Source organism: Parabacteroides sp. Y3-G-102, assembly GCF_023656845.1.
In the GTDB taxonomy this organism is placed as follows: domain Bacteria; phylum Bacteroidota; class Bacteroidia; order Bacteroidales; family Tannerellaceae; genus Parabacteroides; species Parabacteroides distasonis.
Genome location: NZ_JAMOKU010000003.1, coordinates 129,738 through 142,374, shown reverse-complemented (window position 1 = coordinate 142,374; position 12,637 = coordinate 129,738). Strand labels below are relative to the sequence as shown.

Annotated in this window: 14 protein-coding genes; 7 read left to right on the top strand and 7 right to left on the bottom strand. The window is 43.7% G+C overall.

Features of this window, described 5'->3' with window-relative positions; genetic code table 11:
* Position 1 precedes the first annotated feature (1 nt).
* From NBH16_RS02550 to NBH16_RS02535, 4 genes are all read left to right on the top strand, one after another.
* The gene (locus tag NBH16_RS02550) at positions 2-763 is read left to right on the top strand and encodes a NigD1/NigD2 family lipoprotein (protein WP_250788065.1); all 762 of its coding nucleotides are present in this window, start codon (positions 2-4) and stop codon (positions 761-763) included.
* A 132-nt stretch (positions 764-895) separates the two neighbouring features.
* Complete coding sequence (locus NBH16_RS02545) at positions 896-1,426, top strand: RNA polymerase sigma factor (RefSeq protein ID WP_048927915.1); 531 nt, start codon at positions 896-898, stop codon at positions 1,424-1,426.
* Positions 1,427-1,428: 2 nt separating this feature from the next.
* A complete protein-coding gene (locus tag NBH16_RS02540; protein WP_048927914.1) occupies positions 1,429-1,965 on the top strand; it encodes a hypothetical protein in 537 nt (178 codons plus the stop codon).
* Positions 1,966-1,990: 25 nt separating this feature from the next.
* On the top strand, positions 1,991-3,076 hold the full coding sequence (locus tag NBH16_RS02535) for a DUF4097 family beta strand repeat-containing protein (protein ID WP_005861094.1): 1,086 nt from the start codon (positions 1,991-1,993) through the stop codon (positions 3,074-3,076).
* Positions 3,077-3,122: 46 nt separating this feature from the next.
* On the opposite strand, the gene NBH16_RS02530 is transcribed toward NBH16_RS02535, so the two are convergent.
* From NBH16_RS02530 to NBH16_RS02500, 7 genes are all read right to left on the bottom strand, one after another.
* Complete coding sequence (locus NBH16_RS02530; RefSeq protein ID WP_226769929.1) at positions 3,123-3,500, bottom strand: hypothetical protein; 378 nt, start codon at positions 3,498-3,500, stop codon at positions 3,123-3,125.
* A 2-nt stretch (positions 3,501-3,502) separates the two neighbouring features.
* On the bottom strand, positions 3,503-4,066 hold the full coding sequence (locus NBH16_RS02525; RefSeq protein ID WP_008773926.1) for an RNA polymerase sigma factor: 564 nt from the start codon (positions 4,064-4,066) through the stop codon (positions 3,503-3,505).
* Between the two features lie 10 nt (positions 4,067-4,076).
* Entirely contained in the window at positions 4,077-4,484 is a 408-nt protein-coding gene (locus NBH16_RS02520; RefSeq protein ID WP_005861087.1) for a DUF6249 domain-containing protein, read from the bottom strand.
* Between the two features lie 177 nt (positions 4,485-4,661).
* Complete coding sequence (locus NBH16_RS02515; protein WP_005861085.1) at positions 4,662-6,320, bottom strand: Gfo/Idh/MocA family protein; 1,659 nt, start codon at positions 6,318-6,320, stop codon at positions 4,662-4,664.
* A gap of 5 nt (positions 6,321-6,325) precedes the next feature.
* On the bottom strand, positions 6,326-6,832 hold the full coding sequence (locus tag NBH16_RS02510) for a DoxX family membrane protein (RefSeq protein WP_048927913.1): 507 nt from the start codon (positions 6,830-6,832) through the stop codon (positions 6,326-6,328).
* Between the two features lie 117 nt (positions 6,833-6,949).
* A complete protein-coding gene (locus tag NBH16_RS02505) occupies positions 6,950-7,804 on the bottom strand; it encodes a 3-keto-disaccharide hydrolase (protein ID WP_005861081.1) in 855 nt (284 codons plus the stop codon).
* Positions 7,805-7,826: 22 nt separating this feature from the next.
* A complete protein-coding gene (locus NBH16_RS02500; RefSeq protein WP_036615329.1) occupies positions 7,827-9,317 on the bottom strand; it encodes a glycoside 3-dehydrogenase in 1,491 nt (496 codons plus the stop codon).
* Between the two features lie 290 nt (positions 9,318-9,607).
* On the opposite strand from NBH16_RS02500, the gene NBH16_RS02495 reads away from it, so the two are divergent.
* Genes NBH16_RS02495 through NBH16_RS02485 form a run of 3 tightly spaced genes read left to right on the top strand, consistent with a single transcriptional unit; the run spans position 9,608 to position 12,597 of the window.
* Complete coding sequence (locus NBH16_RS02495; protein ID WP_005861078.1) at positions 9,608-9,835, top strand: DUF4492 domain-containing protein; 228 nt, start codon at positions 9,608-9,610, stop codon at positions 9,833-9,835.
* Between the two features lie 13 nt (positions 9,836-9,848).
* Positions 9,849-11,405: a cytochrome ubiquinol oxidase subunit I gene (locus NBH16_RS02490; protein ID WP_250788062.1), complete on the top strand. Its 1,557-nt coding sequence runs from the start codon at positions 9,849-9,851 to the stop codon at positions 11,403-11,405.
* Between the two features lie 40 nt (positions 11,406-11,445).
* Entirely contained in the window at positions 11,446-12,597 is a 1,152-nt protein-coding gene (locus NBH16_RS02485; RefSeq protein ID WP_250788059.1) for a cytochrome d ubiquinol oxidase subunit II, read from the top strand.
* Positions 12,598-12,637 lie beyond the last annotated feature (40 nt).

Genomic DNA, 12,637 nt, shown 5'->3' with positions numbered 1-12,637 from the left:
AATGAAGACGTTGAGAGCTTTTTTATTGGTTATCGGGATCGCTTTAGTATCCCTCACCCTACCCTCTTGCTTAGATGACGATGACTCGTATTCTTTAGGTGATATCTGGATAGCGGTCGCTACCGTAGTACCGGAAGGTAATAACGTATATTACTTACGGCTGGACGACGGAGATAAGCTATGGCCCGCCGCCACGAACTATCCGAACTATCAGCCGAAGCCTAACCAACGTGCCTTGGTGAACTTCACGATATTGGCGGATTCCACCCAAAGTAATCTAGGAGGTTTCTCCCATTATGTCAAGGTTAACGCGATCCATAACATCCTTACGAAATCCATCGCTAAGAACGAGGGAGCGGCTAATGATTCTATCTATGGTACGGACCCGGTAAGTATTTATAACAATAATATGTGGATCGGAGACGGATATTTGAATATCTATTTCGAGACACTCTGGGGAGGCAAGACCGCCCACTTTATCAACCTGATCCAACCGGATGCCGAGAATGATCCTTATACGCTGGAGTTTAGGCATAACGCTTACGATGATCCCCAATATACGATCGGGGCCGGACGTGTGGCGTTCAACTTGTCTTCCTTGCCAGATACCAAAGGAGAGACGGTCGATCTTGTCGTAAACTATTGGACTTCCGACGGGAAACAGGCTTATAAATTGAAATATAATTCGGATAAGACAAAAATGGAAGGTACTTCGCAAGGCTATACGAACGATAGTATCTCCAATATAACAGACATGAAATAAACCTTCCCACATAACTTTTATTTTTATCATTTAGTTCAGGAGGAGAGGCGTCGAGATGATGCCTTTCTTTTTTTTGTATTTTTACGCTACAAGATGCAACGGTCAAGGCATCACTCTCGTTTATATAAACAAATGGACAAAGTAACCGAACATCTGATCGAGGGTTGCCGCCGGGGAGACCGGAGCTCGCAACTGAAGTTGTACAAACAATACGCACAGCGATTGTATATAGCCTGCTTGCGTATCGTAGGCAACTCATCCGAGGCGGAAGAAGCCATGCAGGACTCGTTCCTCAAGATCTTCACACGCTTGGACCAATATCATGACGGGCAATGCTTTGAGGCATGGATGCATCGTATCGCCATCCATACGGCCATCGATTATGTACGCCGCCAAGCACCGGACCAAGAGGAGCTTTCCGACAATCTGGCCGAACCGGAAACGGACGGACCGGACGAGGAAGAAATCCAATATTCCGTGGCACAGATAAAGGAAGCCACCACGAAGTTGCCGGCAGGCTATCGCATAATCCTCTCGCTTTACCTCTTTGAGGGATATGATATGGAAGAGATCGCCTCTATCCTGAAAATCCAACCGCCAAGTGTCCGTAGCCAGTACCTACGCGCTAAGCGGAAATTGTTAGACATTATAGCAGCCAATTAAACATGGATAAACTAAAGAATTTCATAGACGCAAACCGTGACGCATTCGAGGAAGATGAGATGCTTCCCGAAGGTCACTTCGAACGTTTCGAGCAAAAACTGCCGAAGCCACGGAAAAACCGTGCGGCCCTATACAACCTATCGGCCTTTGCCATAGCTGCCTCTATCGCTTTGTTGCTCTTATTCCGCTTGCCGGGAGGGACCGGTCTGCCGGAACCCGCACAAAAGACCACGGCCCAGACCTGCGAGGCCCAAGAAGAGATCGAGGAACTACGTCTATATTACAATATGCAAATGAACGACGTATTGACGCAGATGAAGAAGTTGTATAAACAGGACCGGACACCGGGAGCGGAAGAGTTATTGCAAGAGAGCAAACGGATCCTCACGGATAATTATATGTTCGAGGAAACGATACTCCCTACCTTGCCTTGTTCCAACGACGGTCTCTTCGCCATGACCCAGCATTACAGCAATAGCTTGGAGGGCCTCACGCTGATGCTTAAGCAAATGGAACAAGTCACGGATAACCAGAAATAGTAATAACAATTAATACATATCAATCATGAACACGACACACGTAAAATTGAGTCCCGCCGTATTGCTGACTTTCGTATTGCTGCTATGCAATCTATCGGCAATAGCTAGGCCACAAGAGAAGATCAAGAAAAAAGAGATATCCCAATCCTACAGCGTAAGCGCCGGTGATCGTCTCCAAGTAGAAAATCGTTATGGAAACATCACCGTTACCCACTGGAATCAGAATACGGTAGCTATACGGGTTGAGGTAGAATGTAAGGCTCGCAGCGAGGAACGTGCTCAAGAGAACTTGGACCGTATCCAAATCGAGACCAAGAAGATAGGTGGTATTGTCTCAGCGGTCACTACGATAAAGAAGGAGATGAATAGCAATTCAAATAATGAGTCCATGACGATCAATTATTATATCCAGATGCCTCCTAAGCTCGCCGCAGACTTGAACCAGAAATATGGAAATATCAACTTGCCAAGCGATAATAACGGCAACATGGATATCCATGTAAAATACGGCAACCTGAATGCGGGTAATTTCACAGCCAACGCAATGATAGAGGCCAAATATGGTAACATCGAGGTAGGAAATCTGCAGGACGCCCAACTGGATCTGGGCTACGTAGGAACCGCCAAGATTCGCAACGCTAAAGATTTAACGATAGACAGCAAATATTCCAATCTGGATATACAGGATATACAATCTTTACGCATGGAGATTAAATATGGTAATCTCACCATTGAAAGCGTAAGCAGACTAGACATGGAGATTAAGTACAGCGACGCTAAAATTGGGACCCTTAAAGATGCCTTGAATGTAAGTAGCCTTAGCTATAGTAACTTAAAGATACGAAACTTGTCTCCCTCTTTCTCGAAGGTGAACGTAGAATCTCATTATGGGAATTTAGAGGTAGCGCTTCCCGCAAAAACTTCTTTCCGGATAGTAGCGGAGAACATGAAGTATTCAAGCTGCGACGTGAACGGTTTCAATATCACCCGCAAGCATTTTGACGATGAGGATCGTGACAAGAATTACACCTATGAGATTAATGGTGGAAAGCAACCGACGATTCACTTCGAAGGAAATCGATATGGAAATCTAAAAGTCAAGGCCAATTAATCGGTTGTAGAGACGGGGCATGCCCCGTCTCTACAACCGGATATTTTTATTTTGAGGTGTTTTGCCGGCGTATCTCTTCTCTCTTCAACCAGTTATCGAGTTGTGTAAACAGGAAGAAACAAGAGATCCCGGAAGCAATCGTTAAAACAATCGGGAAATAGGCTCGCAAAGAGCCTAAAACCGTTTCCGCCCCGCCCGGAGAAAGCTTAACCAAATACAAGATGCCTACTAACACAAGCATATAAGCGACAAATATGCTAAAAATGCCTACAGGTGTAAATCGTTTCTTGATATAGTACTTATATACCCGCTTCTTCTCTTGTATAATCAATGCCATAATACGGGAGTTTAATGAGGCCGAAGGTTGTTCCGCCGTCCCTCGCATCAACTTACGTGTCAAATGATCAATATCTTTCTCATTCATATTCATAACAAATCAGCTGTCTCTAATTTCATTTTATCTTGCAACACTTCATAAAACCGTTTCCGCCCACGGAATAGTTTTACTTTCACATTAGAAGCGCTCAATTCAGTGATCTGACAGATCTCTTCCACCGAGCATTCCTCCAAATAATAAAGAGTAAGCAACAAGGCCTCATCAGCCGGAAGCTTTTTCAGCGTACGTGCGATCATCTCTTTCCGGTCCTCACGCTCTAATAAAGCCGTAGCCGATTCAACCTCGTCATTCGAAAGGTCTACAGGGCCCGCCTCCTCATAACTCACGAACATACGCTGTTGTCTCAAGGCCGTCAACGCCGTACGATACACGATCCTATAAAACCATGTTGAGAACTTACTATCGAAATGAAAATCGGAAAGAGCACGATACATCTTCACGAACGCATCCTGTACGGCCTCTTCTGCCTCCTCGCGATTTTCCAAGATACGAAGAGCGATGGTATAAGCCATCTTCTCATACTTCGCGACAAGGCAGGAGAAACTTTGCGTGTCCCCTGCCAAAATACGTTCTATCCACTTTCGCTCATCCATTCGGTATCGTTTATTCTTCCAGACGCATTTTCTTCTCGTCCTCCAATCTCTCCTTCTCCATTAAAGAACGGGAAAGAAAGAAATAAATTATAAAAGCTACTCCACCGAACATAATCGTAATAGCCGGAACTAACAAAAAGAACCAATCGCTATCGTAAGTGAAAGCAGAGTCGAGCATCATACCGACAATCACACCCAATGACAAACCGATCATAAAAATACCGTTACGCAGGGTATTATAACGATTAGGCCTTCTCTCGGGGCGCATAGCCTCTTCCAGCACAATTCCTTTCTCGATCATCGCCATCTTTTCCTCATGCTTACTTTTAATGGTCATGTAACTAGCGATAATACCTAACAATACCGGCATACCTACCGCACAAATAACACCTAAAATAGGAATCCACAACTCGTTCATATCTTTTATTCTTTAAAGGTTTAATAAATTATTCGCTTTTATCAATAAGACATGAGTAATCACAAATCGGTTACAAAAAAGAGAAGAAATTTTATACATGCACAAATAAAAGAAGCGAACTCCATCCATTTATGAAGTTCGCTTCTTGGGAAAGTTATTTATCGTCTTTTTAGATACTTACGCAAGTTCACCTCTTACGATCTCTTCTTTGTCCTTATCCCAGTACATCGTACGTCCTTCCAGATAAGCACGCGTACCCATGTGGGCAGTCATAGCTTCTTGGAAAGCAGCGTCGATATTACAGCTAGGAGTCTTGCCTTGACGGATACATTCCAGCCACTCACGGATATGCAAGTGAGTCGTATCATAACGTTTACCATTTACATACGTATACAGCAAACCACGTTTAGCGAAATACAACTCCGTAGGAGATGTAACGGAATCCGAGCTATTTTGTCCCGGTACATAGGTATAGAACGGAGTATCTGTAGGAATAATACCTTCCTTGATCTTATCCGCATAACGAGTGGAATCTTGGTCAACCGTAATAGCCAAGATATTGGAAACCTCCATAGAAGCATCATGCCCCATGAACACCTTGCCACGGTTACGGCTACTTGCCAATGTAGCGCTATACAACATCGTCAAGTCACGATCCGGCCACTCGAAAGTAGTCTGCAATACATCAGGTACCGTACGTCCGTCCTTGAAGAAATAAACACCGCCGGATGAAGTAGCGGAATGAGGTATACCCACATGCATGATCTGGTTGACAGCGTCATACTCATGTGTCAACAAGTCACCGGAAAGACCTGTACTATAATCCCACCAGCAACGCCAGCGGAAGAAACGTTCCAGACTGAACTTGCTACGCTCGTCCGGACCGATATATCTTTCAAGCTTGTTGGATGTCATATAATCCATATATTCCTTAATACGCTCAGGATCACCCTCGAACTGCTTCCAATCAATCGTATTAGGATTTGAGCCTTCGATAATATCATATACCCAAGCACCATTTGGAGAGTTACGGTTCGTACAAACCTCGATCAAGTTAACAGGGCCTAATAATCCGTTACCGATAATCTCCTCGGCCTTCTGATAACAGTCGGTCTGACGTCCTTGGTGACCTAACTGAAATACAACGCCGGTCTCTTTGATCACTTGGCGAACCATATACGTCTCAGGAACCGTCCATGATAACGGTTTCTCGCAATACACATGCTTTCCGGCACGTGCCGCAGCCATAGCGATCGTGCTATGCCAGTGGTCCGGACCAGCGATAATAACGGCATCCACATCCGGAGCCGTTACCAACTCTTGATAAGTCCGGTAACGTTTCGGAGCAGGCCCGAACTTACCGCCGCTACCCTCACGATGGATATTGGAACCGGTCAATACAGCGGCCTCACCATATACATCAAATATATCACAAACCGCGGTTATCTCAATATTCAGATCATCTTGCTCCATATATTGCTGATAACGCGTGTCTTTCTTATTCAACTTATTAGCTTCTTTCATCTTATCGATCCAAGAAGGCTCAGCGAAACCTGCGGCACGCATCAATTGCTTTCCACGAATACCGAAGCCGACCAAACCGATACGGATCTTCTTGCCATCGCCTTGCGGCTCCAAATAGGAGGCCTGTCTGTTACTTACCTGAAATACATCTGATATGTTACGGCCTCTTAAAGCGTCTTTCCTTTTTTGGTAAACGCCATATGCCAAAGCACCTAAGATAGGCACTGTAGCCAATGTCTTCAATGTGTCCCGACGTCCTTTATCGGGCATTTGCTCCTGAGAAGGAGTATTCTTTGCATCTTCTGTTGCCATGGGTATCAAATAAATTTAAGTTTATGCAATATCGGACACACACGTCCTAACACACGATCGAATCCTATGATTTGTGATGTAGGGAATACGCACATCAAGCCTAAAGCGGCGAACTCCACAAGGTTCTTGTCAATCCATAAATAAGAGCCTTCAAACGGCATCATATAGCTCGCTCCCACAAAAGAGGGGTGGGATAACGTGTACATAGCGAGAAGAATCATACCTCCAACAGAAGATAAACGATACAAACAGCCTAAAGTCAAGCCTAGGCCGATCAATAACAGAGCCCACTCATTCAAGAGGTTGATAGTTGTCATCAAACTGTCGTCTTGAGTCAATTTGATAAAAAATGAAGCAGCGGGACCCTTTGAATCGAGTAGATAGGGTAGAGATGTCCATTTTGGGTTCATGATTTTTACTAGGCCTTCATACATAAAGTGCCAACCTATAAAAAGACGCAGCATCATCAGCCAAGTCATCTGCGCTTTCGTGTAACCTTGTTCTATTTTCATTTCTTGGTCCTAAAAAATTGGTTTAGAAAAAGTCGATTATTAAAAACACAACACCCGAAGCTAAAATCATAGATTTAGGCCTCGGGCGTTATTTATGCTAAAATGTGCTTGATACGATTAATCCAAAACTTTAACAGTAATGTTACGGAACCAAACATCATCCCCGTGGTCTTGAAATCCGATGAAACCTTCTTTGTTAGCGCCACCGCAATTCAACAACAACTCATAAGCCAACGGCCATTTGTCTTTGCTAAATTTGCTGTTATCCAACATTTCTTTCCACTGCGGAGTCCACAAGTGATACTCAACAACAGGTTCATCGCTATTCAAATAGTGAACAACTGTACCCTTATAGCACATGATCTTACCCTTGTTCCACTCACCGAACGGTTTTGCGTTCTGCGGTTTAGCAGGAATCATGTCATACAAAGAAGAAGATTTACGGTTGCCATCCTTACCTAACTTAGCGTCGGGGTGGTTCTCGTTATCCAATACTTGGTACTCAGGAGCAGAGATGTAAGAAGGTTGTCCCTCTACCTCTTGAATCATGATGAATACACCAGAGTTAGAGCCTTTACCTACTTTCCATTCGAACTCAAGCTCGAAGTTACCCAACTTATGAGCGAAGATCAAGTCCCCACCGTTGGAAGCACCAGCCTCACCAGCACCAGAGCCATTGATTTTGATCGCTCCGTCCTCGATTGTCCAAGCACCCGGAACGTCAGCACGGTCATAACCTCTCCAGCCATTGAATGTCTTACCATCGAAGATCACATATCTACCCTCTTTATCTTTCGGGAAAGTCGTGATATCTACAGTAGGAAGATCTGTCATGAGCTTGTACTCAGGAGCTGCGGCTTCTGTTGTAGTCTCAGCAGCTGCAGGAGCTTCTTCTGTTTTCTTTCCACCACCACAAGATGTAAAATAACACATCATGATAGCAGCACTTGCTAATAATACTGACTTTTTCATTTTATTTATTGAGTTAAAACTATTATCTCGGCATATCTACCAGCTTCCAACCGTCACGATAATTGTGCTTAATCAAACCTGCAGCAAATTCTTGAGCGTTGATAGGATCCGTCCACACTGTCTTAAATTTCGGGTCGCCATCGATAACCTCGAAGGTATCTTTCTGGATAATCTTGATCGTATCATTCGGATCGATATTCGTAAATCTCATGTTAGGACCATCCCACAACAATTCTTTATTCAATCTTTGTAAACGAACAGCCAATACACCCATTACAACCATTTCATTGAACGGACCAGCCTCCAAGAAGTTAGACTTCGTCTGAACACGGCTACCAGCGCTTTCCTTACAAGCACGGATCCAGTCTTGTTCGTGACCACCCTTCATAGCATCTTTCACACGGCGCAATGTTTGAGGAACGTTCGGTTTACGACCAGATAACAACCATGGGTTAACACCGTAGCAACCGCAGATCAATGTATCTTTCGTACCGTGGAAGATACACAATCCACCACCTTCACCCATCAATTCCTTACCTTGAGGGAATCCTTCTGGACGATCCGGCATCATACCACCATCATACCAGTGAACTTCAACCTCCGGCATAGCTACCTTCGGCATATTATCACGAGCCGGGAATACCAACTTAACATGCTGAGCGTTAGGAGCACAGTCTTGTAATAACAATGTAGAAGAACCTTGTACTCTTGTCGGATAGCCTAAATTCAAGCCTTTGAATACCGGATGCAAGATGTGGCAAGCCATATCACCCAACGCACCTGTACCATAATCCCACCATCCGCGCCAGTTCCAAGGATGATATGTCTTATTAAACGGTCTCAATTTAGCAGGACCCGTAAACAAATCCCAATTCAATGTAGAAGGAATCTTATCTACTTTCTCAGGAGCGTTCAAACCTTGCGGCCAAATAGGACGGTTGGTAGCGCATTCTACTTTAGTAACCTCACCAATCTCACCATTCCAAATCCATTCGCAGATCAAATCTACACCTTCAGCCAATGAAGAACCTTGGTTACCCATCTGAGTAGCTACGTCATACTTCTTAGCCAAGTTCGTAAGCAAACGGGACTCATAAACAGAGTGAGTCAACGGTTTCTGAGTGTATACGTGTTTGCCAAGCGTCATAGCGTCAGCCGTGATCATGGCATGAGTATGGTCGGCGGTAGCTACCAACACAGCGTCGATAGATTTACCCATCTCATCATACATCTTACGATAATCCCAGTATTTCTTAGCTTGAGGATGACGGTCGAATACCGGTTTCGCATACTTCCAGTCAATATCACAAAGAGCTACGATATTCTCGGTAGTCTCCATGTTCTTTAAGTTAGCGTTACCCATACCTCCGATACCTACACCGGCAATATTCAATTTATCAGTTGGAGCGATATGACCATGGGTTTTACCTAGGACCGCACTCGGAACAATAGTCAAAGCTGCTGCGGCAGCCGTACCTTTTTGAAGAAAAGATCTTCTAGTAATGTTTGACATAGTAATAATTTTTTATAGATTAGCACTTAACAATGATATTTCATGTGTCTTACACCTTTACAGGCAACAAATTGTCGCAAATATAGCCAATGCTGTATTATTGACAAGATCAAAAGACCGCTTTCTTATTTAAAATAGTTTTTTTTAACAGACAGGATAGATCTTATTTATAATTTCATAAATATTATCTATAGGATTGGGGGTATTTTATTAACGCAGTTTGGATATATTTGTAAAAACATGAAAACATATTCATATTAACAACTGTTATCTTAAATGAGAACAACTATATGAAAAAAGAATCTGCATTCATACGAATATATCGCTTTTATCTGGAAGGATTCCGGGAGATGAAGCTGGGCAAGACTCTTTGGCTAATCATTCTAGTCAAATTGTTTATCATGTTTTTTATCTTGAGATTATTCTTCTTTCCTAATTATCTCGGGCAATTCGATAGCGATAGTGAGAAGGAGAACCACGTATCGAACGAACTCATACAACGGGCAATAAATCCTTAAAACATTAATAAATATGATTGAAAACATTGACACTTCATTGATCGATTGGTCGAGGGCTCAATTTGCCCTTACGGCCATGTATCATTGGCTCTTCGTGCCACTAACACTAGGACTTGGCGTCATCCAAGCTATTATGGAGACGATTTATTATCGGACAGGTAATGAGGCATGGAAAAAGACCGCCCAATTTTGGATGAAATTATTCGGTATCAATTTCGCTATCGGTGTCGCTACGGGATTGATCCTCGAGTTCGAGTTCGGAACCAACTGGTCTAACTATAGTTGGTTTGTCGGGGATATCTTCGGGGCACCTTTGGCTATCGAGGGAATTCTCGCCTTCTTTATGGAAGCTACTTTTATCGCTGTTATGTTTTTTGGCTGGGACAAGGTTAGCAAACGCTTCCATCTCGCCTCCACTTGGCTGACGATTATCGGCGCTACTCTTTCCGCCCTCTGGATCTTGATCGCTAACGCATGGATGCAATATCCGGTCGGTATGCATTTCAATCCGGATACGGTCCGTAACGAGATGTTCGATTTCTGGGCCGTAGCCTTATCGCCTGTCGCCATTAATAAGTTTTTCCATACGGTATTGTCCGGTTGGATCGTAGGCGCCTTGTTCGTACTAGGAATCAGCTGCTGGTATTTATTAAAGAAACGGAATACCGAATTCGCTTTGTCAAGTATCAAGGTCAGCGCTATATTCGGGTTGGTAGCCTCCATCCTTATTATCTGGACGGGTGATGGCTCCGCTTACCAAGTCGCTCAAAAGCAGCCGATGAAACTAGCCGCCATGGAAGGTCTTTATGAGGGTGGCAACGGAGTAGGACTCGTAGGTATCGGCATCTTAAATCCGGCAAAGACGAGTTATCTGGATAACCAGAACGCATTTATTTTTGACATTAAGTTCCCCAAGCTCCTCTCCTTCTTAGCAGAACGTGACATCAACGCATACATTCCGGGTATCGTAAACTTGATAGAGGGAGGCTATACGACCAATAAGGGAACGGTAGCGCTCTCCGCCAAAGAAAAAATTGAGAAAGGTAAAGCCGCTATCAAAGCGTTAGCTGATTATCGTAAAGCGGTCAAAGATAAAGATACCGCAGCCGCCGGGCAATACAGGGTAACTTTGGAAGAGAATTTCCCCTATTTCGGATATGGTTATATTAAGGATCCGGCAGAGTTAATCCCGCATGTAGGATTGACATTCTATTCTTTCCGTGTGATGGTGATCCTTGGTTGTTTCTTCATCTTACTATTCATTATTACGTTGATATGGGATAAAAAAGGGAAAATCGCTAATACACGTTGGTTGCAATACGTGGGCCTATGGTCTATACCTTTAGGATATATAGCGGGACAAGCCGGTTGGATCGTAGCGGAGGTAGGACGTCAGCCTTGGGCTATACAGGATATCTTGCCGACCAGCGCTTCGATATCCAAGTTAAACCCGTCCTCGGTACAGACCACTTTCTACCTGTTCCTTATCTTATTTACGATCCTGCTGATCGCAGAGATTGGAATCATGGTTAAGGCCATCAAGAAAGGGCCGGAAGCTGCCGCCCACTAATTTTCAATTTTCAAATATCAATTCTTAATTAGAAAGTCCTATGGATAGTACATATATATTGTTACAACATTACTGGTGGTTTCTGGTATCTCTACTGGGAGCGCTATTAGTATTCCTTCTTTTTGTACAAGGAGGCCAATCTCTACTCTTCACTATCGGCAAGACGGAGATACAGCAAAAAATGTTATTGAACTCGACCGGGCGTAAGTGGGAGTTTACTTTCACTACGTTGGTCACTTTCGGAGGTGCTTTCTTCGCCTCTTTCCCTTTATTTTATTCCACAAGCTTCGGCGGAGCCTATTGGGTATGGATGCTGATCTTACTTTGCTTCGTGATACAAGCTGTATCTTACGAGTATCAAGCGAAAAAAGGCAACTTACTCGGGAAAAAGACGTATCAAGTATTTCTTATGATCAATGGTATAGCAGGTCCGATCTTACTCGGAACCGCTGTAGCGACCTTCTTTAACGGCGCCGAATTTATTGTTAACAAAGAACAGTTGACTGATGTAGCCATGCCCGTCATTTCCACGTGGGCCAATCCTTGGCATGGATTAGAGGCGGCTTTGGTATTTTGGAATTTGTGCCTAGGACTGGCAGTTTTCTTCTTGGCACGAGCTCTGGCCCTACTCTATTTTATCAACAATATCGATGATCCAGAGATTGTCGCTAAAAGCCGGAAACAATTGATACCGGAGACAATCTTGTTCCTCGTCTTTTTCTTGACATTCTTGATCCGTTTATTGTTGGTGGACGGTTTTGCCGTAAATCCGGATACCGGAGAAGTATTTATGCAACCGTATAAGTATTTTATGAACCTGATCAAGATGCCAATCGTGTTAGCTGTATTATTGATTGGCGTGGTTGGCGTGTTATTCGGCATAGGGAAAACGATATTCTCGAAGACTTGGAGAAAAGGCATCTGGTTCGCGGGAGCAGGGACTGTCTTGACCGTATTAGCTTTATTACTTTGCGCAGGATGGAATAATACGGCTTACTACCCATCTTTGGCGGATCTACAAAGTTCATTGACGATCCAGAATAGTTGCTCAAGCCCATTCACGTTGAAAGTAATGAGCTATGTATCTATTCTCGTCCCATTCGTATTAGCCTACATTTTCTATGCTTGGAGAGCGCTTGATCTACATAAGATCAATAGTAAGGAAATGCAAGAAGGAGGTCATACCTATTAAATAATGTGCAAATTAAATAATATGCCAATGTGCCAATATG